This is a genomic window from Dechloromonas agitata is5 (assembly GCF_000519045.1).
Taxonomy (GTDB): domain Bacteria; phylum Pseudomonadota; class Gammaproteobacteria; order Burkholderiales; family Rhodocyclaceae; genus Azonexus; species Azonexus agitatus.
Genome location: NZ_KI912532.1, coordinates 1,486,949 through 1,510,553, shown reverse-complemented (window position 1 = coordinate 1,510,553; position 23,605 = coordinate 1,486,949). Strand labels below are relative to the sequence as shown.

Annotated in this window: 17 protein-coding genes; 11 read left to right on the top strand and 6 right to left on the bottom strand. The window is 64.5% G+C overall.

The genetic code is table 11. The features are described from left to right. Positions 1-8: 8 nt before the first annotated feature. The 5 genes from K420_RS0107395 to K420_RS0107375 are packed head-to-tail and all read left to right on the top strand — an operon-like array spanning position 9 to position 8,062. On the top strand, positions 9-1,976 hold the full coding sequence (locus K420_RS0107395) for an alpha-amylase/4-alpha-glucanotransferase domain-containing protein (RefSeq protein ID WP_027457520.1): 1,968 nt from the start codon (positions 9-11) through the stop codon (positions 1,974-1,976). Continuing rightward, complete coding sequence (gene glgP, locus K420_RS0107390) at positions 1,973-4,543, top strand: alpha-glucan family phosphorylase (protein ID WP_027457519.1); 2,571 nt, start codon at positions 1,973-1,975, stop codon at positions 4,541-4,543. The genes K420_RS0107395 and glgP overlap by 4 nt, the downstream gene beginning before the upstream one ends. Continuing rightward, positions 4,540-6,123, top strand: coding sequence for a glucose-6-phosphate isomerase (pgi, locus tag K420_RS0107385; RefSeq protein WP_027457518.1), 1,584 nt, complete (start codon positions 4,540-4,542; stop codon positions 6,121-6,123). Before glgP ends, pgi begins: the two co-directional genes overlap by 4 nt. Next, on the top strand, positions 6,120-7,577 hold the full coding sequence (glgA, locus tag K420_RS0107380) for a glycogen synthase GlgA (protein WP_027457517.1): 1,458 nt from the start codon (positions 6,120-6,122) through the stop codon (positions 7,575-7,577). Before pgi ends, glgA begins: the two co-directional genes overlap by 4 nt. A gap of 8 nt (positions 7,578-7,585) precedes the next feature. Continuing rightward, positions 7,586-8,062, top strand: coding sequence for a dihydrofolate reductase (locus tag K420_RS0107375; RefSeq protein ID WP_027457516.1), 477 nt, complete (start codon positions 7,586-7,588; stop codon positions 8,060-8,062). Here the strand turns inward: K420_RS0107375 and K420_RS0107370 are convergent. The 5 genes from K420_RS0107370 to K420_RS0107350 all read right to left on the bottom strand — a co-directional run bounded on the left by K420_RS0107370 (position 8,047) and on the right by K420_RS0107350 (position 15,632). Continuing rightward, a complete protein-coding gene (locus K420_RS0107370; protein WP_027457515.1) occupies positions 8,047-10,722 on the bottom strand; it encodes a cation-translocating P-type ATPase in 2,676 nt (891 codons plus the stop codon). The genes K420_RS0107375 and K420_RS0107370 overlap by 16 nt on opposite strands. A 118-nt stretch (positions 10,723-10,840) precedes the next feature. Beyond that, positions 10,841-13,066 carry an arginine/lysine/ornithine decarboxylase gene (locus K420_RS0107365; RefSeq protein WP_027457514.1) on the bottom strand — a complete coding sequence of 742 codons (2,226 nt, stop codon included), beginning with the start codon at positions 13,064-13,066 and terminating at the stop codon, positions 10,841-10,843. Between the two features lie 74 nt (positions 13,067-13,140). After that, positions 13,141-13,707: a dCTP deaminase gene (gene dcd, locus K420_RS0107360; protein ID WP_027457513.1), complete on the bottom strand. Its 567-nt coding sequence runs from the start codon at positions 13,705-13,707 to the stop codon at positions 13,141-13,143. A gap of 71 nt (positions 13,708-13,778) precedes the next feature. Beyond that, entirely contained in the window at positions 13,779-14,870 is a 1,092-nt protein-coding gene (gene apbC / locus K420_RS0107355; RefSeq protein ID WP_027457512.1) for an iron-sulfur cluster carrier protein ApbC, read from the bottom strand. 78 nt (positions 14,871-14,948) lie between these two features. Continuing rightward, positions 14,949-15,632 carry a response regulator transcription factor gene (locus K420_RS0107350; protein ID WP_027457511.1) on the bottom strand — a complete coding sequence of 228 codons (684 nt, stop codon included), beginning with the start codon at positions 15,630-15,632 and terminating at the stop codon, positions 14,949-14,951. Positions 15,633-15,827: 195 nt separating this feature from the next. On the opposite strand from K420_RS0107350, the gene metG reads away from it, so the two are divergent. Together metG and K420_RS18405 are read left to right on the top strand one after the other, a co-directional pair. Beyond that, complete coding sequence (gene metG / locus K420_RS0107345) at positions 15,828-17,924, top strand: methionine--tRNA ligase (protein ID WP_027457510.1); 2,097 nt, start codon at positions 15,828-15,830, stop codon at positions 17,922-17,924. Positions 17,925-18,335: 411 nt separating this feature from the next. After that, a complete protein-coding gene (locus tag K420_RS18405; RefSeq protein ID WP_051453008.1) occupies positions 18,336-18,662 on the top strand; it encodes a hypothetical protein in 327 nt (108 codons plus the stop codon). 7 nt (positions 18,663-18,669) lie between these two features. On the opposite strand, the gene K420_RS0107335 is transcribed toward K420_RS18405, so the two are convergent. After that, a complete protein-coding gene (locus tag K420_RS0107335; RefSeq protein WP_035854593.1) occupies positions 18,670-18,864 on the bottom strand; it encodes a hypothetical protein in 195 nt (64 codons plus the stop codon). Positions 18,865-18,972: 108 nt separating this feature from the next. On the opposite strand from K420_RS0107335, the gene K420_RS0107330 reads away from it, so the two are divergent. From K420_RS0107330 to K420_RS18400, 4 genes are all read left to right on the top strand, one after another. Beyond that, positions 18,973-20,664, top strand: coding sequence for a SulP family inorganic anion transporter (locus K420_RS0107330; RefSeq protein WP_027457508.1), 1,692 nt, complete (start codon positions 18,973-18,975; stop codon positions 20,662-20,664). Positions 20,665-20,681: 17 nt separating this feature from the next. Next, a complete protein-coding gene (locus K420_RS0107325; protein ID WP_027457507.1) occupies positions 20,682-21,020 on the top strand; it encodes a zinc ribbon domain-containing protein YjdM in 339 nt (112 codons plus the stop codon). Positions 21,021-21,224: 204 nt separating this feature from the next. Next, the gene (locus tag K420_RS0107320) at positions 21,225-21,812 is read left to right on the top strand and encodes a response regulator (protein ID WP_027457506.1); all 588 of its coding nucleotides are present in this window, start codon (positions 21,225-21,227) and stop codon (positions 21,810-21,812) included. 239 nt (positions 21,813-22,051) lie between these two features. Beyond that, positions 22,052-23,569: a methyl-accepting chemotaxis protein gene (locus K420_RS18400; protein ID WP_051453007.1), complete on the top strand. Its 1,518-nt coding sequence runs from the start codon at positions 22,052-22,054 to the stop codon at positions 23,567-23,569. Positions 23,570-23,605 lie beyond the last annotated feature (36 nt).

The following is a 23,605-nucleotide window of genomic DNA, read 5'->3' as shown; positions in this document are numbered from 1 at the left end:
AAACGACCATGCCCCCAGTCATCACCCTGCTCCTCGGCGTGCACGCCCACCAACCGGTCGGCAACTTTCCGGAAGTCATCGAGGATGCCCACCAGCGGTGCTACAAGCCCTTCCTGCACACCCTGCACGCCTACCCGGATTTCCGTTTCGCGGCGCATTTCTCCGGCTGGCTGCTCGACTGGCTGCGCGAACGCCATCCGGCCGACATGGAACTGCTGGCCGACATGGTCCGCCGCGGCCAGGTCGAGCTGTTCAGTTCGGGCGATACCGAGCCGGTGCTCGCCGCCATTCCGCATCGCGATCGGGTCGGCCAGCTGCAAGTGCTGAACGACAAGTTGGCCGCGTGGACCGGTGTCCGGCCGCAGGGTGCCTGGCTGACCGAACGCGTCTGGGAATCCGCCGTCGTCCCGGCGCTGGCCGAAACCGGCATTCGCTACGTGACGGTAGACGACTACCATTTCTTCTGCACCGGCAAGACGGCTGATGAACTCGACGGCCACTTCAGCACCGAGGAAGACGGCCGCCGGCTCGACCTCTTCCCGATTTCCGAGGCCCTGCGCTACCGCCTGCCCTTCTCGCCGGCACACGAAGTGATCGCTTACCTTGAAAACCTGGCCGAGCAGGGTCGGGGGGCGGCAATCTACTTCGACGACATCGAGAAATTCGGCATCTGGCCGGAAACCTATGACTGGGTTTACCACCGCGGCTGGCTGAAGGCGCTGATCGAAGGCGTGCTGGCCAGCCCGAAGATCCGTCCGGCGACCTACGCCGATTTCCACGCCAGGCATGCAACGCGCGGCATCGTCTACCTGCCGACCACCTCGTACAGCGAGATGAACGAATGGACGCTGCCCATGCCGGCCGCCCGCCATTACGCCGACTTTGTCGCGGCCGAAAAGGCCGCCGGGCGCGGCGACCTGCACCGCCCCTTCCTGCGCGGCGGCATCTGGCGCAATTTCCTCTCCCGCTACCCGGAAGCCAACTGGATGCACAAACGCATGCAGGGGCTGTCGGCCCGCCTGGCCGGGATCCCGAACCCGCCGCCCGACCTGGTCGATGAACTGTACCGGGCGCAGGCCAACGACGCCTACTGGCACGGCCTGTTTGGTGGGCTCTACCTGCCGCACTTGCGCCGCGCCGTGTGGAACAACATCGTCGCACTGGAGGCGGCGCTCGATGCGCTGCAGGCGCGCCCGGCGCTGGCCGGCCTCGATGCCGACCTCGACGGCAAGACAGAGACCTTCGCCCACAACGACGCCCTGCAGCTCGTTCTGCGCGACGACGGCCTCGGTGCCCTGCATGAACTGACGAGCTACCAGCTCAGGCACAATTTCGGCGACACGCTGCGCCGCTACCGCGAGCATTACCACGACAAGATCGGGAGCGGCGAAAGCCGGCACGACGGCGAGGGGATTGCCTCGGCGCACGACATCGTGCGCTTCAAGCACCCGGTGTCGGTAGAGGACATCGTGCCCGACCCCCTGCCGCGGGCCGTTTTCCTCGACGAACTGAACGGCGCCACGATCACCGACTATGCTGCCGACGCCCTGCAACTGCGCCGCGCCGGCATCGCCAAGACCTACGCCCTGGGCGGCGACCGGCTGACCGTCAGTTGGCACCTGAGCGGTCTGGCCGGGCAGCACTTCATCACCCGGCTCAATCTCGCGATGCCCAGCTGCGACGGTTTCCTGGGCCGCTACGTGCTGGCCGATGGCAGCATCCCCGGCGGTTTCGGTGCACCACTGCAGTTGGCCGCAGCCGACCGCCTGACGCTCGATGACGGCGTGCTGGGCGGCAAAATCGCCCTCCTGGCCTCGCGGCCCGCAGAAATATCTGCCGCCCCCCTGAAAACGGTTTCCCAGTCCGAGGCCGGCTTTGAGAAAATCATGCAGGCCGTCGAACTGTGCTGGGCGTGGGAGATCCCCGGCGACGACTGCACCCTGCACCTGCACCTGGACATCACGCCCCAACCATGACCGGAACCGTCTACCAACTCGAAGTCAATCCACAACTGCCGGAGCGCCTGGAGCGCCTGGAGGAACTGGCCAACAACCTGTGGTACAGCTGGGACCGGCCGACGCAGGGACTGTTCGCCAGCCTGTCGCACCCATTGTGGAAAGCGACCAACCACAACCCCAAGGCCTTCCTGAAGCGGGCCGACCAGAAGCGGCTGGAAGCCATCGCCGAAGACCCGGTCTTCCTGGGCGCCCTCAACCGCGTCGTCTCGGCCTACGACACCTACCACGAGATGCCGGCCATGGCCCAGGTGCATGGCCAGCCTTTCGCCGATGACGACCTGATCGCCTATTTCTGCGCCGAATTCGGCTTCCACGAGAGCCTGCCGATCTATTCCGGCGGCCTCGGCATCCTGGCCGGTGACCACTGCAAGGCGGCGAGCGACATGGGCCTGCCCTTTGTCGGCGTCGGCCTCCTCTACCGCCAGGGCTACTTCCAGCAGGCGCTGACCGCCGACGGCCACCAGCAGGCGACCTACAACGATTCCGATTTCGACGACCTGCCCGTCTCGCCGGTCGTCGATGAAGCAGGCGGCGAGATCGTCGTCGACGTCGACATGCCCGGCCGCATCGTGCATGCCAAGGTCTGGGAGGCCAAGGTCGGCCATGTCCGCCTCATCCTGCTCGACAGCTGGCTGCCGCAGAACGCCGAGCACGACCGCGAGATCACCCACCGCCTGTACGGCGGCGACAAGACGACGCGCATCGAGCAGGAAATCCTGCTCGGCATCGGCGGCACGCGCGCCCTGCAGCGGCTCGGCCTGCAGCCGACGGTCTGGCACGTCAATGAAGGCCATGCCGCCTTCTTGATCCTCGAACGCATCCGCCGCCTGGTCAAGGGCGGCCTGCCCTACGCCGCTGCGCTCGAAGCAGTGGCGTCCAATGTCGTGTTCACCACACACACCCCGGTACCGGCCGGCCACGACCATTTCCCGGAGGAAATGATCCGCCACTATTTCGCCAACTGGTGCCACGACCTCGGCCTAGGCTGCGAGCATCTGATGGCGCTGGGCGCCGAGCCTGGCAAGGCTGATTTCAACATGACCGCCATGGCCCTGCGCGGCTCGCGCCACCACAACGGCGTCTCGCGCATCCACGGCGACGTGTCGGCCAACATCTGCCGCTACCTGTGGCCACAGATCGAGCCGCAGGAAAACCCGATGGACTACGTGACCAACGGCGTCCATCTCCCCACCTTCCTGGCGCCGGAGTGGTTCGAGACCTTCGGTCACTACCTCGGCATCGGCTGGCAGGAGCGGCAGACCACGCCGGCCAACTGGCACGGCATCGACGACATTCCGGATGCCACCTTCTGGAGCATCCGCCAGCAACTCAAGTCGAAGCTGCTCAAGCTGGTCCGCGAACGCATCCGCGAGCAGCATCACCGCAACCAGGGCTCGCCGTCGCATCTCGACCGCCTGCTCAAGTACGCCAACCCCGACAACCCGAACGTCCTGACCATCGGCTTTGCCCGCCGCTTCGCCACCTACAAGCGGGCCGCGCTGCTCTTCCAGGACCCGGCCTGGCTGCGCGAGATCATCGCCCAGGCCGACCGGCCGGTGCTCTTCCTGTTCGCCGGCAAGGCCCACCCGGCCGACCTGCCGGGGCAGGAGATCATCCGCCAGATCGCCCACTGGGCGAAGCAACCAGAGTTCGAGGGGCGCATCCTGCTCGTCGAGGGCTACGACCTGCATTTGTCGCGCTCGCTGGTCGCCGGCGTCGATGTCTGGCTCAACAACCCGATCTACCCGCTGGAAGCCTCCGGCACCTCGGGCATGAAGGCGGCGATGAACGGCGCCCTCAACCTGTCGGTCCTCGACGGCTGGTGGGGCGAAGGCTACGACGAAGGCGAGGACGGCGTCGCCAACGGCTGGGCGATCAAGCCGGTGCCCGGCCACCTGAGCGAAGCCCAGCGCGATGCCGAGGAGGCGCGCACGCTGTACGAACTGCTGCAGGACCAGGTGATCCCGACCTACTACCGCACCGGCTCGATGGGCTACTCGCCGGAGTGGGTGGCGATGGCCAAGCGCTCGATCGCGACCATCGCGCCGCGCTTCAACGTCATCCGCATGGTCAGCCAGTACGTCGGCAAGTTCTACGCGCCGGCTGCCCGCGACGGCCGACAGTTCGCCGGGGAGGACTTTGCCGTGGCGCGCCACGTGGCCGACTGGAAGGCCCGTGTCCGCGCCGCCTGGCCGGGCGTCCGCCTGCATCGTCTCGATGCACCGGAGCGCCGCCTGAAATTCGGCACCTCGATTCATCTCGAACTGGCCGTCCAGTTGAATGGCCTGCACCCGGAAGACGTCACCGTCGAAGCGCTGTTCGGACGCCCGGGGCGCAACGGCGGCATCGGCCGCGTCCGCCACTACGCGCTGACTTGCGCCGGCCCGGGGGAACACGGCGCCATGCGCTACACGCTGGAATTGACACCGGAACTGTGCGGCAAGCTGGAATACCGCATCCGAGCCTTCCCGACCCACCCGTCCCTGATCCACCCCCTCGAAACCGGACTGATGATCTGGCTATGAAGCTGACCCAAACCCCGGCCTGGCAAGCGCTGGCCTGCCACGCCGAAACCCTCCGCCCGCGCCACCTGCGCGAACTCTTCACAGCCGATGAGCACCGCTTTGAGCATCTGTCGCTCAGCCGCAACGGCCTGCTGCTCGACTATTCGAAGCAACGGGTCACCGGCGAGACGATGACCCTGCTCCGCAACCTGGCCGAAACGGCCGACCTCGCCGGCTGGCAGCGCCGCATGGTCGAGGGCGAGCCGATCAACCATACCGAACAGCGCGCCGTCCGCCACATGGCGCTGCGAGCCGGCGACCAGGCCCCCCCCGAAGTCCGCGCCACGCTGGCCCGCCTGCAGCGATTCTGCGAGCGCATCCACAGCGGCGACTGGCGCGGCTTCTCCGGCGAGCGGATCAGCGACGTGGTCAATATCGGCATCGGCGGCTCCGACCTCGGCCCGCGCATGGCGACGCTGGCCCTCGCCGCCCGGCAGCAGCCGGACATTCGCGTCCATTACATCGCCAACATCGACGGCGCCGACATCGCCCCCCTGCTCGCCAGCCTGAACCCGCGCACCACGCTGTGCATCGTGGCCAGCAAAACCTTCACGACGCTGGAAACCCTGACCAACGCGCGCACCGCCCGCGATTGGCTGCTCGCCGCAGCCGGCCAGGAAAGCGCCATCGCCCGGCACTTCGTCGCCATCTCCACCAACCGCGAACTGACGCAGCAATTCGGCATCCCGGCCGACAACGTGTTCGAGTTCTGGGACTGGGTCGGCGGCCGCTTCTCGCTGTGGTCGGCCATCGGCCTCTCGCTGGCGCTGGCCATCGGCTGGCGCAATTTCGAGCAACTGCTGGCCGGCGCCCGCCGCATGGACGAACATTTCCTCTCCGCCCCGGCCAGCGAGAACCTGCCGCTCACGCTCGCCCTGCTCAGCCTGTGGAACACCAACTTCCTCGGCGCCTCGACCGAGGCGATATTGCCCTACAGCCAGTCGCTGCACCTCTTCCCGGCCTACCTGCAGCAACTGGAAATGGAGAGCAACGGCAAGCAGATCGACCGCGACGGCGAGCCGCTCGGCATCGCCAGCAGCCCGGTGATCTGGGGCGAATCCGGCACTAATGGCCAGCATTCCTTCTACCAGCTGTTCCACCAGGGCGGCCGCCTCATCCCCAGCGATTTCATCGCGCTGCGCCAGGCTGACTTCCCGCTGCCCGGTCACCACCCCGCCCTGCTCGCCAACTGCCTGGCCCAGTCGGCCGCCCTCGCCTTCGGCCAGACAGCCGACGAAGTACGTGCCGCCGGCGTTCCGGAAGCGCTCGTCCCGTACAAGGTCTTCCCCGGCAACCAGCCTTCGACCACCCTGCTCCTGCCTGGCCTCGACCCGACGACGCTGGGCGAACTGATCGCCCTGTTCGAACACAAGGTTTTCTGCCTTGGCGTGCTGTGGAACCTCAACGCCTTCGACCAGTGGGGCGTCGAACTCGGCAAGCAGCTCGCCGGCCAGCTCACCCCGCTGATCGAAGAAGGCGGCGACGCCTCGGCCTTCGACAGCTCGACCCGCGGCCTGATCGCTGCCCTGAAGACGCGATGAAACCACGCGCCATCCTCTTCGCCACCTCGGAAATGGCCCCCTGGGTCAAGACCGGCGGTCTCGGCGACGTGGCCGCCGCACTGCCGGAGGCCCTGCGCCAGGCCGGGCACGACGTGCGTGTGCTGCTCCCCGCCTACCCGGCCGTGAAGCAGGCCTTCCCGATGGCCGAAATGGTCGCCGAATTGCCCGCCCTTGCCCCGGCCCTGCCCGCCTGCCGCCTGCTTGCGGCGCAGGCCGGCCAGTTGCCGCTCCTGCTGCTCGATTGCCCGGCCCTGTTCGACCGCCCGGGCAACCCCTATCTCGATGCCGACGGCCACGACTGGGCCGACAACGCCGCCCGCTTCGGCCTGCTGTCGCGCATCGCCGCCCGGCTCGGCCAGGCCGCCTCGCCGCTCGACTGGCAGCCGGACATCGTGCATTGCAACGACTGGCAGACGGCGCTGGCCCCCGCCTGGCTGCACTACGAGGGCGGCGCGGCGAGCGTCGTCACCGTGCATAACATCGCCTTCCAGGGTTGTTTCGGCCGGGAAATGCTCGGCGGACTCGGCCTACCCGAACACAGCTGGCGCTTCGACCACGTCGAATATCACGGCCAGCTCTCCTTCCTGAAAGCCGGCCTGCAACTGGCGACGCTGCTCTCGACGGTCAGCCCGACCTATGCCCGGGAGATTCAGGATGAACATTTCGGCTACGGCCTGGCGCCCCTGCTCCGCCACCGGGCGCCGAGCCTGCGCGGCATCCTGAATGGCGTCGACACCGACCTCTGGAACCCGGCCACCGATCCGGCGCTGGCCGCCGGCTATGCCGCCAACCGGCTGGCTGCCAAGCGCGCCAACAAGGTGGCGTTGCAGGCCGAAATGGGGCTGGAGATCACGGCCGACCGCCCGCTGTTCGGCGTCATCAGCCGGCTGACCCACCAGAAGGGCCTCGACCTGCTGCTCACCGTCGGCGATGGCCTGCCGCATCTGCCGGCCCAACTGGTCGTCCTCGGTAGCGGCGACAAGGCCCTGGAGGCGGGTTTCCGCCAACTGGCCGGGCGTTTCCCGGGACAGATCGCCGTCAAGATCGGTTTCAGCGAGAATTTGGCGCACCGCATCGAGGCCGGCGCCGACTGTTTCGTGATGCCCTCGCGCTTTGAACCCTGCGGCCTGAACCAGATGTACAGCCTGCGCTACGGCACGCCACCCATCGTCCGCGCCACCGGCGGCCTGGCCGACACCGTGGTCGACGTCAATGATGAAACGCTGGCCGAGCGCAGCGCCAACGGCTTCGTGCTCGACGGCGATACCCCGCACGCCCTCTGGCTCACCCTCGAACGCGCCAGCCGGGCCTGGCACGACAAACGCCTGTGGCAACGCATCCAGCAGAACGGCATGCGCCGGGATTTTTCCTGGCAAAACGCCGCCGCCGAGTACGGCGCGCTGTACCGCGACGCACTGGCCATTCACGCTTGAGAACATCCATGACCGAAATCGTCATCATCGCTGCCGTCGCCAGGAACCGCGTGATCGGCAAGGACAACACACTGATCTGGAACATTCCGGAAGACATGGCTCACTTCAAGGCGCTGACCCGCGGCCACGCGGTGATCATGGGTCGCAAGACCTGGGAGTCGCTGCCGCCCCGCTTCCGCCCCCTGCCCGGCCGGCGCAACATCGTGATCAGCCGGCAGGCCGGCTATGCGGCACCCGGCGCCGAACTGGCCGATTCGCTGGATGGCGCGCTGCGCCTGGCGGCCACCGAACCAACCGCGTTCATCATCGGCGGCGCCCAGATCTACGAACAGGCGATGAGCGTCGCCGACCGCCTGGAAATCACCGAGGTCGACCTCGAACCGGCAGGCGATGCCTGGTTCCCGGCCATTGACCCCAACCGCTGGCGCGTCGACCAGAAGGCGGAATATCCCGGTTTCGCCTTCGTCACCTACCGGCCCAGCTGAAGCCGGCGCTCGCGCCGGCGGCACCAGGCCTTGCGCGCCTCCTCGGCCGAGGCGAGAAGCAGCGCCAGCCCGGCACCGAGCAACCAGAACGAAGCGGCGAGCGGTGCCGTGCCGAACACCGCCTGGCCGAGCGGCGTGAAGACGATGGCCAGCAGCAGGGCGATTTCTGCCGCGATGCCGCCGAGCAGCAGGCGGTTGGCCAACACGGGCTGGCGCCAGAACGGTTCACGCGGATGCCGGCAGACAAAGACATTCGCCACCTGGGCCAGCACGATGCCGACCAGGCAGGCCGTCGTCGCCGTGCGATAGAGCGGGTCGTCCACCGCCAGCGCCTGCCCCCAGACCCAGCCCTGGCTGCCCAGTACGCTGAAGAACAGCGCCAGCGCTGCCGTGGCTTCGAGCGGCCCAAGGAAGAGGTAAGCGCGGGCAAGCAGCGGCCACGACAACAGGCGTTCGCCGCGCTGACGCGGCGGGCGGTTCATCACGTCCGGATGCGGCAGTTCTGCGCCCAGCGCCAGGGCCGGCAACATGTCAGTACCCAGATCGACGGCGAGGATCTGGATCACGGTCAGCGGTAGCGGGATGCCAAACAGTACCGAAGCCAGGTAGGGCAGCAACTCGGGAATGTTCGAGGTCAGGATGTAGGTGAGGAATTTCTGGATGTTGGCAAAGACCGCCCGCCCTTCCTCGACGGCATTGACGATGGTCGCGAAGTGATCGTCGAGCAGCACGATGTCGGCCGCCTCGCGCGCCACGTCGGTGCCGCCCAGACCCATCGCGATGCCGATGTCGGCGGCCTTCAGGGCCGGCGCATCGTTCACGCCGTCGCCGGTGACCGCGACGATCTCGCCCTTGCCTTGCAGGGCCTGGGTCACCGCCATCTTCTGGTCGGCCGTCATGCGGGCGAAAATCACCTCCGGCGCATCGAGCGCCAGTTGCAGGGCGGCCGGGCTCATCGCGCGCAGCATCTCGCCGGTGATCACCTGCGGGCCGGCCGAACGTACCAGCTCGATTTCGCGGGCAATGGCGACGGCGGTCTGTGGATGATCGCCGGTCGCCATGATCACCTTGATGCCGGCCGAGTGGCAGCGCAGCATGGCCTCGCGCACCTCGGGCCGTGGCGGGTCTTCGAGGCCGACCAGGCCACAGAGGACCAGCCCCGTTTCCCCCCCTGTCTCGCCCGACGCCAAGCCCTTCCAGGCCAGGGCCAGCACGCGCAGGCCGCGCGCCGCCATGTCTTCCTGGCCGGCACGAAAGACCGCCTGTGCCGCCGCGTCGAATTCCCGCGCCTGATCGCCGTCCAGCCAGTGCGTGCATAACCCGAACAGCGCTTCCGGCGCGCCCTTGCAATACAGGTTGCCGCTGCCGTCCGGCTCGCGCCAGATGACCGACATGCGGCGGCGCTCCGCATCGAAGGGGATTTCCGCCGCCCGTTCGCCAAAGGGCGGGATATCGCCGGCAAAGGCCCACAGGGCAATTTCCATCGGGTCGCCGACCGCCTGCCCCTCGTGCCACTTCAGGCTGTGACAGAAGCGGGCCACCGTGCGCAGGCGCAGATCATCGGCCCGTGGCCAGCGTTCGGCGCCGAGATGATGCCGGCCGGCGACGAAAAGTTCGCGCACACTCATCTGGTTGAGGGTCAGCGTGCCGGTCTTGTCGGTGACGATGACCGTCGCGCTGCCCAGCGTCTCGACCGCCGGCAGATGGCGAACCAGCGCCTGCCGCCCGGCCATCCGCTGGGCGGCCATGGCCAGCGCCAGGGTGACGGTGGGCAGCAGGCCTTCCGGCACATTGGCCACGATGATGCCGATGGCAAAGGTGAAATTGATCCAGAACGGCAGATCGATCAACCAGCCGATGGCGAAAAAGGCGATGCCGAGCGCCACGGCGAGCAGGGCAACGAGACGCGACACCCGTTCGATTTCCCGCTGCAGCGGCGAGGCCGTGTCACCGGTGCTCTGCGTCAGGCGGGCAATACGCCCGAATTCGGTCCGCATGCCCGTCGCGAAAACCACCGCCGTGCATTCACCGGCGACGATCAGCGTGCCGGCGAACAGCAGGTTGCCGGCACGCAGCAGGTCATCGCCCGGCACCGGCGCCGCCGATATCGCCCGGGCCAGCGATTCGCCCGTCAACGTCGCCAGGTTGGCGCGCAGCCCCCAACTCTCGATGACCCGGCAGTCGGCCGGCACCTTCGCTCCCTCGGCGAGGAGGATCACGTCGCCCGGCACCAGATCGGCGACTGACACCCGCCTGAGCCCAGCATCCCGGCGCACATCGACCTGCTCCGGCAGCAGGCGTTGCAAGGCAAGCAAGGCACGCTCGGTACGGAAGGCCTGCCAGAAAGAGAAACAACCATTGACCACAATGACGCCGACGATGGCGACACCCAGTTCGAACATTCCCTGGCCGGCCTCGCGCCAGGCGGCGAAAAAGGCGAGCAAGGCGGCCACCCAGAGGAGGATGGCAAAGAAATGGCCGAATTCGCGCAGCAGCATCCACCACCATGGCTGGCGGGCCACGCCTTCGACCCGGTTGGGGCCGAATTCCGCCAGCCGACGGGCGGCTTCTCCCGCCGACAGGCCACCCGCCCCCGAGCCCAAATGGCGCAGGACGATCTCGGGCGTTTGGCTGGCGATGCTAGAACCGGCACGATCCATGACAGGCGGAAATCCGTTATTCCGCTTTCAGTGTGGCACGCGCGGCAGCAATCCGAAAGGAAGCCCTTAAAAAACAATGCCCGCCGAGGCGGGCATCATCACAGGCGACGCGCTGTGCTCAGCGCACGCAATCGACGTAGTACTCGCCGTCCTCACGCTTGACCAGGCCGTGGATATCGGTCTCGAAGCCCGGGAAGGCGGAATTGAAGTCGCGGGCGAACTTCAGGTAGCGGACGATGGTGGCATTGAAGCACTCGCCCGGAATCAGCAGCGGAATGCCCGGCGGGTAGGGGGTGAGCAGCACCGAGGTGATGCGCCCTTCGAGTTCGTCGAGGCGAACGCGCTCGATCTCGCGGTGCGCCATCTTGGCGAAGGCGTCGGCCGGACGCATGGCCGGCACCATGTCGGACAGGTACATCTCGGTGGTCAGGCGGGCCACGTCGTTCTGCTTGTAAACGTCGTGAATCTGCTTGCACAGGTCGCGCAGGCCGACGCGCTCGTAGCGCGGATTCTTCTGCACGAACTCGGGCAGCACCTTCCACAGCGGCTGGTTCTTGTCGTAATCGTCCTTGAACTGCTGCAGCGCGGTAACCAGGGTATTCCAGCGCCCCTTAGTGATGCCGATCGTGAACATGATGAAGAAACTGTACAGGCCGCACTTCTCGACAATGACGCCGTGCTCGGCCAGGTACTTGGTGACGATCGCCGCGGGGATGCCGCGCTCGCCGAAATCGCCGTCCACATCGAGGCCCGGCGTGATGATCGTCGCCTTGATCGGATCGAGCATGTTGAAGCCTTCGGCCAGATTGCCGAAGCCGTGCCAGCGGTGGCCCGGCTTGAGCATCCAGGCGTCGCGCTCCTCGATACCCTCTTCCGACAGGTCGTCCGGCCCCCAGACCTTGAACCACCAGTCGGTGCCCCATTCCTCATCCACCTTGCGCATGGCGCGGCGGAAATCGAGCGCCTCGGCAATCGATTCCTCGACCAGCGCAGTGCCGCCCGGCTCCTCCATCATCGCCGCCGCGACGTCGCACGAGGCGATGATCGAATACTGCGGCGAGGTCGAGGTGTGCATCAGGTAGGCTTCGTTGAAGGCGTCGCGGTCGAGCTGACGCTCCTGGCAGTCCTGCACCAGGATCTGCGACGCCTGGCTGAGGCCGGCCAGCAGCTTGTGGGTCGACTGCGTGGCGAAGATCATCGAATCCTTGCAGCGCTGGCGATCCGCGCCAATGGCGTGGTAGTCGCCGTAGAAGTCATGGAACGCGGCATGCGGCAGCCAGGCCTCGTCGAAATGCAGGGTATCGATCTTGCCGTCGAGCATCGCCTTGATGTCCTCGACGTTGTACAGCACGCCATCGTAGGTCGACTGGGTGATCGTCAGCACACGCGGCTTGGCCGTCTTGTCGGTGATGAAAGGGTTGGCATCGATCTTCTTCTGGATGCTTTCCCAAGCGAACTCGCTCTTCGGAATCGGGCCGATGATGCCGAAGTTGTTGCGGGTCGGCATCAGGAAGACCGGGATGGCGCCGGTCATGATGATCGAGTGGAGCACCGACTTGTGGCAGTTGCGGTCGACGACGACGATGTCGCCCGGGGCAACGGTCGAATGCCAGACGATCTTGTTCGATGTCGACGTGCCGTTGGTGACGAAATACAGGTGGTCGCAGTTGAAGATGCGCGCCGCGTTGCGCTCGGAGGCAGCGACCGGGCCGGTGTGGTCGAGCAGCTGGCCGAGTTCCTCGACGGCATTGCAGACGTCGGCGCGCAGCATGTTCTCGCCGAAGAACTGGTGGAACATCTGGCCAACCGGCGACTTCAGGAAGGCGACCCCGCCCGAGTGGCCCGGGCAGTGCCAGGAGTAGGAACCGTCGGCAGCGTAGTGGGTCAGGGCGCGGAAGAAGGGCGGCGGCAGGCTGTCGAGGTAGGCGTGGGCCTCGCGCTTGATGTTGCGGGCGATGAACTCCGGCGTGTCTTCGTGCATGTGGATGAAACCATGCAACTCGCGCAGGATGTCGTTCGGGATGTGGCGCGAGGTGCGCGTTTCGCCGTGCAGGAAGATCGGAATCTCGGCGTTTTTGTGGCGGATCTCGCCAACGAAGGCGCGCAGTTCCTCCAGGGTTTCCTCCGGCTCCAGCGCCAGTTCCTCGTCATCGATCGACAGGATGAAGGCCGACGCGCGGCTCTGTTGCTGGGCGAAGGAAGTCAGGTCGCCGTAGCTGGTGACACCCAGCACTTCCAGGCCTTCTTTCTCGATGGCCTCGGCCAGCGCGCGGATGCCGAGGCCGGAAGCGTTCTCGGAGCGGAAGTCTTCGTCGATGATGATGACGGGGAAGTGGAAGCGCATGGGATTCAATCCTCAAAAAGCGGCGACCCGCCGCAGCGGGTCGAAGAATAAGTCGTTTGCGTTACGGCGCGACGTCAGATCTTGGGCAGCGTGACACCGACCTGCCCCTGGTACTTGCCGCCCCGGTCGCGATAGGATGTTTCGCAAATCTCGTCCGACTCGAAGAAGAGCACCTGGGCACAGCCTTCACCGGCATAGATCTTGGCCGGCAGCGGCGTGGTGTTGGAGAACTCCAGCGTCACATAGCCCTCCCACTCCGGCTCGAAGGGGGTCACATTCACGATGATGCCGCAGCGTGCATAGGTCGATTTGCCGAGGCAGACGGTCAGCACCGAGCGCGGGATGCGGAAGTACTCGACCGTGCGGGCCAGCGCGAAGGAATTGGGCGGAATGATGCAGACGTCGGATTCGATCTCGACAAAGGATTTCGGATCGAAAGCCTTGGGGTCGACCACCGTCGAGTTGATGTTGGTGAACACCTTGAATTCGCGGGCGCAGCGGATGTCGTAGCCATAACTCGAGGTGCCGTAGGAAACGATCTTCTGGCCATCGACCTCGCGGACGAGATCCGGCTCGAAGGGTTCGATCATGCCGTGCTCCGCCGCCATGCGGCGTATCCACTTGTCTGATTTGATGGCCATTTTCGCTGTTCCGCGCTGCAAAAAACAAAGGCGGGATTTTACCCGCCTTTGTCGCTGGATTTGTCTACAAATTACGTGTTCTGGACGACGATATTCGGGAACTTGGTGCTCATGTCCTTGGCCTTCTCGGCCACCTTGACTGCCACCCGGCGGGCGATGCCGCGGTAGATCTCCGCCGCCCGCGACTCGGGTGCGCCGACCACGGTCGGCTTGCCGCCATCGGCCATTTCGCGAATCGCCAGTTCGAGCGGCAGGCTACCGAGAAACTCGACGTCGTAATCCTTGCCCATCTGTTCGCCACCGCCGGCGCCGAAGATATGCTCCTCGTGGCCGCACTTCGAGCAGATATGGATGCTCATGTTCTCGACGATGCCGAGGATGGGGATATTCACCTTCTCGAACATCTTGAGGCCCTTGCGCGCGTCGATCAGCGCGATGTCCTGCGGCGTCGTGACGATGACGGCGCCGGTCACCGGCACTTTCTGCGACATCGACAACTGGATGTCGCCGGTCCCCGGCGGCATGTCAACGATCAGGTAATCGATGTCGCCCCAGTTGGTCTGGCCGAGCATCTGGTCGAGTGCCTGGGCCACCATCGGGCCGCGCCAGACCATCGGCGTCTCGACATCGACCATGAAGCCGATCGACATCGCCTTGATGCCGTGGGCTTCGAGCGGCTCCATGCTCTGGCCGTCCTTCGACTCCGGCTGCTGGCCGGCGATGCCGAGCATTTGCGGCTGCGACGGGCCATAGATGTCGGCGTCGAGCATGCCGACGCTGGCACCCTCCTGAGCCAGGGCGAGCGCCAGGTTGACTGCCGTCGTGCTCTTGCCGACGCCCCCCTTACCGGAAGCCACAGCGATGATGTTCTTGACGCCCGGCATCCGCTTGACGCCGAGTTGCACGGCGTGGGCGACGATCTTGCTGAAGACGTTGGCCGAGACGTTGCCCACGCCCGGCACGGTACGCACGGCCGCGATCACCTGCTTGCGGATGGCGTCGATCTGGCTCTTTGCCGGATAACCGAGCTCGATGTCGAAGGAGACATCGTCACCATCGATCCTGATGTTCTTGACCGCCTTGCCGGCGACGAAATCCTTGCCCGTATTGGGATCGACCGCGGCGGACAGCGCGGTCCTGATTTGCTGTTCAGTGAGACTCATGGACACTCCGGGGGTTGGTAGACAGCCGGGCAATACCCGAGCAATTTTGTCTAGTATACCTGAAAGCGGGAGGCGGGATCAGCCTCCCTGCACCGTGTCGAGCCGGTAGCCCTGACCATAGACCGAGGACAGCATCAGGCCGCTTTCGCCAGCCAGGCCAAGCTTCTTGCGCAGGCGGCTGGCATGGGTATCGACCGTGCGCGTATCGACGCCGGTATCACGCGCCCAGACGGTGCTCAGCAACTCGTCGCGCGACAGCACGCGGCCAATATTCTGGAGCAGGATGGCGGCCAGTTCGAATTCGCGCTGCGTGAGATCGACGTCAACGCCAGCCAAGCGGATACGCCGGCTCTCGAGGTCGATTTCGATGCCGCCGAAGGCCAGTGTGCCACCGCGCGGTTTGCGACGGCGGAGCAGGGCATGAATACGCGCCATGAACTCCATGTACCGGATCGGCTTCGGGATGTAATCGTCCGCTCCGGCCCGCAGGATATCGGCGGCCGCCTCCTCGTCGGTACGCGCCGTGCAGAAGATCACCGGCACATCCCAGCCACACGTCTGGCGGACATGCTTGAGCACGTCGCTCCCTTCCATGTCCGGCAGGTTCCAGTCGATGATGAAACAATCGAAACTGCGGGTCTTCAGCGCCTCCAGGCAAGCCTTGCCCTCAGCGAAGACTTCCACCTGATGCCCCTCCCCCTTCAGCAAGGCTTTCAGTACCTCAGCCTGGCTCCGGCTATCTTCCACTACCGCAAAATTCATACGTCCTCCCGATCCGGAGCGAATTTTGCGCGCTGCGGCGCGCCTCGGCAACGACGGCAGGCACAAATTTACGAAACGATGACATTCGTTCACCTTCTTTGACAAAGTCTAGCCCAGCGACGGGGTGCTTGTAAGGCTCTCCGGGGCAAGCCCTGTCGCGCTAAAATGCTGTTTTATCTCTCAAGATTTGCCTCCATGCCGCGCAAAATCCTCGTCACCTCCGCCCTGCCCTACGCCAACGGCGCCATCCACCTCGGCCACCTGGTCGAATACATCCAGACCGACATCTGGGTGCGCTTCCAGAAGATGTCCGGCAACGAGTGCTGGTACGTCTGTGCCGACGACACGCACGGCACGCCGATCATGCTGCGTGCCGAGAAGGAAGGCATCACGCCGGAGCAGTTGATCGAGCGTGTACATGGTGAGCATTTCCGCGATTTTTCAGGCTTCCTGGTCGGTTTCGACAACTATCACAGCACCCACTCGCCGGAAAACCGCGAGTGCGCCAACACCATTTACACCCGGCTGCGCGACGCCGGCCTGATCGAGGTGCGGACCATCGAGCAGTACTACGACCCGGTCAAGCAGTTGTTCCTGCCCGACCGCTTCATCAAGGGCGAATGCCCGAAGTGCCATGCCAAGGACCAGTACGGCGACAACTGCGAGGTGTGCGGTGCCGCCTACGCGCCGACCGACCTGATCGAGCCGTTTTCCGCCATCTCCGGCGCCAAACCGGAACTGCGCAACTCCGAACACTACTTCTTCAAGCTGTCCGATCCGCGTTGCGAAGCCTTCCTGCGCGAGTACACCAGCAGCGGCGTGCTGCAGAACGAGGCGGCCAACAAGATGCAGGAATGGCTGGGCCTGCCGGGCGACAGCAAGCTGACCGACTGGGACATTTCGCGTGACGCCCCCTACTTCGGCTTCGAGATCCCCGATGCGCCGGGCAAGTATTTCTATGTCTGGCTCGACGCGCCGATCGGCTACATGGGCTCGTTCAAGAATCTGTGCGCCAGGCAGGGCCTCGATTTCGACGAGTACTTCAAGCCCGGCTCACAGACCGAGCTCTACCATTTCATCGGCAAGGACATCCTCTATTTCCACGCCCTGTTCTGGCCGGCCGAACTGCAGCACGCCGGCTTCCGCACGCCGACCAAGATTTTTGCGCATGGCTTCCTGACCGTCGACGGGGCCAAGATGTCGAAATCCCGCGGCACCTTCATCACCGCCGAGAGTTTCCTGAAGACCGGCCTCAACCCGGAATGGCTGCGCTACTACTTCGCCGCCAAGCTCTCCAATACGATGGAAGACATTGACCTCAACTTCGAGGACTTCGTCGCCCGCGTCAATTCCGATCTGGTCGGCAAGTACGTCAACATCGCCAGCCGCTCGGCCGGCTTCATCGCCAAACGCTTCGCCGGGCAACTGGCCCCGGCCGCTGCCGAACTGCCGGCCATTCAGGCCATCCAGGCCGCCGCACCGCGCATCGCCGAACTCTACGAAGCCCGCGAGTTCGGCAAGGCCGTGCGCGAAATCATGGCGCTGACCGACGGTGCGAACCAGTACGTCGATAGCGTCAAACCCTGGGAACTGGCCAAGCAGGAAGGCAAGGAAGTCGAACTGCACGCCGCCTGCAGCAACGCGCTGAACCTGTTCCGCCTGCTCACCATCCTGTTGAAGCCGATCCTGCCCGCCGTTGCCGGCAAGGTGGAGCAATTTATGAACATCGCCCCGCTGGCCTGGGCTGATGCCCAGACGCTCCTCGCCGGCGGTCACGCGATCAATACCTACGAGCACCTGATGACGCGTGTCGATCCCAAGCTGATTGAAAAGCTGGTCGACGCCAACAAGGAGTCGCTCGCCCCGGCTATCGAAGCGCCCAAGCAGGCCGAATCGCCACAGCGCCATGCCCAGCATCAGCAGAACGAGTTGAAGACGGCGAGTCCGTGGGAACCGTTCTGCTCGATCGACGACTTCATGAAGGTCGATCTGCGCATCGCCCGCATCGCCAATGCCGAGCACGTCGACGGCGCCGACAAGCTGGTCCGCCTGACACTGGACATCGGCAACCACGAAACGCGCAATGTCTTCGCCGGCATCAAGGCCGCCTATGACCCGGCGCAACTGATCGGCCGACTGACCGTCATGGTCGCCAATCTGGCGCCGCGCAAAATGAAGTTCGGCCTCTCGGAAGGCATGGTGCTCGCCGCCTCCGATACGGCAGGCCAAACACCGGGAATCTTCCTGCTGTCGCCCGATTCCGGCGCTCAGCCGGGTATGCGGGTCAAATAAACCAGACAACAGGAAAACGGCGGGGCATGCCGCCCATTTCCTGTTGCAGCGCAACAACCCGGGCGTTGCACTTCAAGTAACGCTTTAAGTATGACGCCCAATCCACCACTCGGACTTGTTCTTTTCAAACTATCCACAAATTCTGTGGATAACTCTGTGAATGAATGAGGACCTGCGCGACTAAGTCACCGTTTCGCAAGGATTTTCCTTGCCCTGCCCGAAACTTGGGCTAAGATGCAAGCCATTGATTCACAAAGAATTGCGACGCACCCGCTGCAATTCAATAAATTTAACAGCAACGAATTGTCAAGCCCGGCAAGCACGCCCCAAGACTGTGCATAAGTCGCCATTGACTTCGGACTTGTCAAGCCCTCTGCACGATTTTTTATAACCGATAAGGTTCGTCATCGCATGCTCAATCCTGGTATACGCCCACCCCGCCCCCGGCTGACCGGCCGCATTGCCGCCTACGCCCTGGCCGATGTCTTCGGATTGACTTGCGTGGGGATCGGCGGCAGTTGGTTCGCTGACGGCAAGGGCGCCATCCTCGCCAATTTTCCGTCATCGCTGGCCGAGGCCGTGGCCTGTGTCGCCGGCGGTGTTGCCGTGATGATCTGGGCCGTTGCCCGCATCCTGCGCGAAATCAACCGCCAGGCCCCGGAGATGCAGGCGCGCTACGCAGCCTATCTCGCCGCCCAGCACCCGGACCGGATACCGCCCAAAGGCGACGGCCAGTAGCCGCTCCCTAGTCGCCCGACTTGCTGCCCGGCTTTAGCCAATCGGGCAATTCGCGCTGGCCGGCATTGTCGATGATGTACTGGCGGACCAGTTTGCGAACGACCTGCGAAGGCGTCAGGTCCTGCTCGGCGCAGATTTCCTCGAACAGCCTTTTCTTTTGCGGATCGATGAGCAGGGTCAGGCGGGCGGTACGGTTCTCCATGATGCAGCACTCTAGTTGAATTCGTATCGACGGATGTTAGCATGTGATTAACATTGACGATTAATCTGGCGCTCATATAATGCTCCGCTTACCCCCTGAGCGCGCGCCATGAAAATCGCCTTTCGCCCCAAGCTTCTCGATTGTCTGCCGGGTTACAGCCGCGCCCAACTTGGCAAGGATGTCGCCGCGGGCATCACGGTCGGCGTCCTCGCCCTGCCGCTCGCCATGGCCTTCGCCATCGCCTCGGGGTGCTCGCCGACAGCCGGCATCTGGACAGCCATCGTCGCCGGCTTTCTGACGGCCGCCCTTGGCGGCTCGCGGGTGCAGATCGGCGGCCCGACCGGCGCCTTCATTCCGATCATTTACGGCATCGTCGCCATGCACGGTTTCGCCAACCTGCTCGCAGCGACCATGCTGGCCGGGGTCTTCCTGCTCGCCATGGGCCTGGCGCGCATGGGGCAGTTGATCCGCTTCATTCCGGTCACCGTCGTCATCGGTTTCACCAACGGCATTGCCGTGGTGATCTTCCTCGCTCAGATCAAGGATTTCTTTGGCCTGCAGATCGACAACCTGCCGGCCGAGTTCTTCCACCGCGTCAAGACGCTGGCTGCCTACGCCCACACCGTGGACCTGCCGACCCTCGGCCTGGCCTCGGCCTGTTTCGTCTTCCTGCTGTCCTACAACAAGTTGGCCCAGAAGATCGCCATCCTGCGCCGCGCCCCGGGGCCGCTCGCCGTCCTGATCGTCGGCACGCTGGTCGCCTGGTTGTTCGAACTGCCGGTCGAAACCATCGGCAGCCGCTTCAACGGCATTCCGCAGGAACTGCCCGCCTTCGGCCTGCCCGACCTGTCGATCCACGACCTCGGCAAGCTGATTTCGCCGGCCATCACGATCGCCCTGCTCGGCGCCATCGAGTCGCTGCTCTCGGCACGCGTCGCCGACAGCCAGATCGATGATCGCCACGATCCGAACCAGGAGTTGATCGCTCAGGGTCTGTCCAACATCGCCGCCCCGTTCTTCGGGGGATTCGCCGCGACCGGCGCCATCGCCCGCACGACAACCAACGTCAAGACCGGCGGCCGGACGCCGGTTGCCGGCATGATCCACGCCCTCGTCCTGCTCGGCATCGTCCTCGTCGCTGCGCCGCTCGCCTCCTATGTACCGCTCGCCACCCTGTCGGCCATCGTCATGGTCGTCGCCATCAACATGGGCGAATGGCACGAGTTCGTCGAACTGAAGCGCTACTCGTACAACTACCGGATCATCCTGCTCGCCACCTTCTTCGTCACCGTGCTGTTCGACCTGACCATCGCGGTCGAACTGGGCATGGTGCTGGCCAGCCTGTTCTTCATCTACCGCATGTCGGAATTGACCCGCATCGAGCGCGTGCCGATGGAAGAAGAAGCCCACGACCCGCGCTTCCTCTACCCGGACGGCACGATGCGCGTTGCCACCTGGCAGTTGTTCGGCTCGCTGTTCTTCGGCGCAGTCAACAAACTCGAAGACCTGCTCGATCCGCGCGAAGGACACCCCGAAGTCGTGATCCTCGACATGGCGCGCCTGATCCAACTCGACACCACCGGCCTGGAGGGGCTGGAGAGCCTGCGCGACAATCTGCACAAGCGCGGCTGCACGCTGATCGTGTGCGGCCTGAATTCGCAGCCGGGCTCACTGCTCTACCGCTCCGGTTTCATCGATCATCTCGGCGACGACAATGTCTGCCCGGACATGACCCATGCGCTACAACGCGCCTACCTGCTGCTGCCCAACATCATGGGCGGTTTCGAAGAAGAATACTGATACCGAAAGGATTCCCCATGAGCGCCCTGCCCAAGTGCCCGCAGTGCAATTCCGAATACACCTACGAGGACGGCCTCAACTACGTCTGCCCGGAATGCGCCCACGAGTGGCCGCAACAAGCTGCCGAAGCGCTCGAGGAGACGCGTGTCTGGAAGGACGCCAACGGCAACGTGTTGCAGGACGGCGACAGCGTCACCGTCATCAAGGATCTGAAGATCAAGGGCTCGTCGTCGGTGGTCAAGGTGGGAACCAAGGTCAAGAATATCCGCCTGATCGAGGGGGACCACGACATCGACTGCAAGATCGACGGCATCGGCGCCATGCAGCTCAAATCCGAGTTCGTCAAGAAGGCCTGAAACCGGCTGGCCGAACGCTCCGGCCAGCTGCCGCAGCCCAATCCGGCGTCCGTAGCGCGCGGAGCGAACCCCGCTGGCAGGAGAGATGTAAAAAGCCCGAAATTTCGTCATTCGGTGTTTTTTTTACATTGAAGTTTCTTCTGTTCTTGGGATAAAATTTGCTGAATTTGTAATTTCAACATTCACATCAAAGAAGCTCTGATCATGGCGGACTCCGAATATCTCAGTACCCGGCAAGCAGCCCTGCGCTTGGGCGTTTCCCTCGGGACCGTGCAAAACATGGTGGAAAGCGGTGCACTGGAAGCCTGGAAGACGGCCGGTGGCCACCGCCGGATTCCTGTCGCCTCGGTTGAGGCGCTGCTCGCCCGGCGTCGCAACCTGACGCCGAGCGCCCAGGAAAACGCTGGCCAGCTGGATATCCTCATCGCCGAGGACGACCAGACGCTGCAGATGCTCTACCAGATGACCATCGACAGCTGGAACCTGCCGATCAAGCTGCGCATCGTCGCCAACGGTTTCGACGGCCTGCTGCAGGTCGGTCAGCGCGTGCCGGACATCCTGATCGCCGACCTGATGATGCCGGGCATGGACGGTTTTGAAATGATCCGCCGTCTGCGTGCCAATCCCGATCTGTCGCGCATGGACATCATCGTGGTCAGCGCCATCGACCGCGAGGAAGTGCTCAAGCGCGGCCTGCCGAGCGACATCACCATCTTTGGCAAGCCGATCCCCTTCCATGAAATCAAGGGTTTCCTGCTCGGCCGCCTTTCCGCCCGCCAGCGCAAGAGCTGATTGCCTTCGCCCGGCCAGCCGGGGACGCAGATTGAGACGCCAGCTTCCCTCCGGAACCTGGCGTTTTGCGTTCACGCCCCGGCAGGACGCATCGCCACTGGCCGATTTCGCCGGGCATCGCTGTCGGTGGTCGTGCCCAGAATACCCGCCGATGGCCAGCTTTGGCCGGCTGACGTATGATTCCAGCCAATCTGGCCCCATCCCGGCCGGCTCACAAGAAGCAAATCAGGAGACATTCGATGGGATTTTTTGGAAGTAACGCCTCACTCAACAAGCTCGACCGCGATATCGCCGCCATTGCCGAAGGCCAGGCCGACCTGTCGCACACCGTCGGCGCCCCGGGAGCCGATGCCTGCGGACGCATCTCCGGCAACATCACGCGCTTTTTCGGCCGGGTCCGCAGCCTGATCTCGCATGCCCGGGAGCGCAGCGTCAGCATCGCCGCCGACGCGGCCCGCATGAACCAGCTGGTGCAGCAGACCGACGATGCGGTTCATCGCCAGGAAGTGCTGGCCGCCAACGTCTTCGAGTCGAGCAACCGGGTCAACCAGGCGGTGGCCGAGGTAGCCATGAACGCCGACGCCATCCAGGCCTCGACCCAGAACAACCTCGATCTCGCGCAACGCTCGCTGGAGCAGATGGAAACCGTCGCCGCCACAATGCGCTCGACCAATGCCCATATCGAGCACTTTTCGTCCACGGTCACCGAGCTGCATACCAGCTCGATGAAGATCAACGAGATCGTCTCGCTGATCAACGACATCTCCGACCAGACCAACCTGCTCGCCCTCAACGCCGCCATCGAGGCCGCCCGCGCCGGTGAAGCCGGCCGCGGCTTTGCCGTCGTCGCCGACGAGGTGCGCAAGCTGGCTGAAAAGGTCAAGACCGCCACCCAAGTCATCGGCCAGAACACCCAGTCGATGATCAACCTGGTATCCGATACGTCGGAAAAGACCCGGACGATCGTCGGAGAGGTGACCAAGGCCAATGGCTATATCGAAACCTCCGCAGCCGACCTAGGCACCATGGTCGGTGACTTCAAGCTGACGACCGGGCAACTGACGACCATCGCCGGGGCGATCTACAACCTGCGCGAGAGCAATCAGGCAATCCACAGCGAAGTCGAGGAAATCCGCGATCATTCCCGTGACATTTCCGGTCGCATGAAGCAATGCCTCGGCTCGGCCAAGACCCTGCGCGAATCGACCGAAGACCTGCAATGCACGCTGGCCGATTTCCGTACCGGCGACAGCATGTTCGACACCCTGCACGACAAATGCACCCATTTCCGCGACAACGTCGCAGCCATCCTGCAGCGCCTGGCCGACCGGGGCGTCAACGTCTTCGACCAGGCCTACAAGGAAATTCCCGGCTCCAACCCCAAACGCTACACCACGGCCTACGACAGCCTGTGCGACAGCGAACTGACCCGCCTGTACGACGACCTGCTGCGTGATGTTCCGGGGCTGGTTTATTCCCTGTCGATGGACAGCAACGGCTACGCCCCCGCTCATAATTCCGTCTGTTCGCAGCCACCGACCGGCGACCCGGCGACCGACCTCGCTAAATGCCGGCACAAGCGCATTTTCAACGATCCCGTAGGGGCCAAGGGCGCCAAGAACCAGAAGCCCTCGCTATTCCAGACCTACGTCCGCGACACCGGCGAAATTCTCGCCGACCTGACCATGCCGATCATGATCAACGGCCGGCACTGGGGTGGCGTACGGATCGGCTTCAAGACCGACCTCGTCAAATAGCACGCCCCTCACCAACGGAACGAAGGCGCCCGCGGG

Coding starts and splice junctions, on each gene's coding strand:
- K420_RS0107395 (WP_027457520.1), top strand. CDS start 9: ATGCCCCCAGTCATCACCCTGCTCCTCGGCGTGCACGCCCACCAACCG.
- glgP (WP_027457519.1), top strand. CDS start 1,973: ATGACCGGAACCGTCTACCAACTCGAAGTCAATCCACAACTGCCGGAG.
- pgi (WP_027457518.1), top strand. CDS start 4,540: ATGAAGCTGACCCAAACCCCGGCCTGGCAAGCGCTGGCCTGCCACGCC.
- glgA (WP_027457517.1), top strand. CDS start 6,120: ATGAAACCACGCGCCATCCTCTTCGCCACCTCGGAAATGGCCCCCTGG.
- K420_RS0107375 (WP_027457516.1), top strand. CDS start 7,586: ATGACCGAAATCGTCATCATCGCTGCCGTCGCCAGGAACCGCGTGATC.
- K420_RS0107370 (WP_027457515.1), bottom strand. CDS start 10,722: ATGGATCGTGCCGGTTCTAGCATCGCCAGCCAAACGCCCGAGATCGTC.
- K420_RS0107365 (WP_027457514.1), bottom strand. CDS start 13,066: ATGCGCTTCCACTTCCCCGTCATCATCATCGACGAAGACTTCCGCTCC.
- dcd (WP_027457513.1), bottom strand. CDS start 13,707: ATGGCCATCAAATCAGACAAGTGGATACGCCGCATGGCGGCGGAGCAC.
- apbC (WP_027457512.1), bottom strand. CDS start 14,870: ATGAGTCTCACTGAACAGCAAATCAGGACCGCGCTGTCCGCCGCGGTC.
- K420_RS0107350 (WP_027457511.1), bottom strand. CDS start 15,632: ATGAATTTTGCGGTAGTGGAAGATAGCCGGAGCCAGGCTGAGGTACTG.
- metG (WP_027457510.1), top strand. CDS start 15,828: ATGCCGCGCAAAATCCTCGTCACCTCCGCCCTGCCCTACGCCAACGGC.
- K420_RS18405 (WP_051453008.1), top strand. CDS start 18,336: ATGCTCAATCCTGGTATACGCCCACCCCGCCCCCGGCTGACCGGCCGC.
- K420_RS0107335 (WP_035854593.1), bottom strand. CDS start 18,864: ATGGAGAACCGTACCGCCCGCCTGACCCTGCTCATCGATCCGCAAAAG.
- K420_RS0107330 (WP_027457508.1), top strand. CDS start 18,973: ATGAAAATCGCCTTTCGCCCCAAGCTTCTCGATTGTCTGCCGGGTTAC.
- K420_RS0107325 (WP_027457507.1), top strand. CDS start 20,682: ATGAGCGCCCTGCCCAAGTGCCCGCAGTGCAATTCCGAATACACCTAC.
- K420_RS0107320 (WP_027457506.1), top strand. CDS start 21,225: ATGGCGGACTCCGAATATCTCAGTACCCGGCAAGCAGCCCTGCGCTTG.
- K420_RS18400 (WP_051453007.1), top strand. CDS start 22,052: ATGGGATTTTTTGGAAGTAACGCCTCACTCAACAAGCTCGACCGCGAT.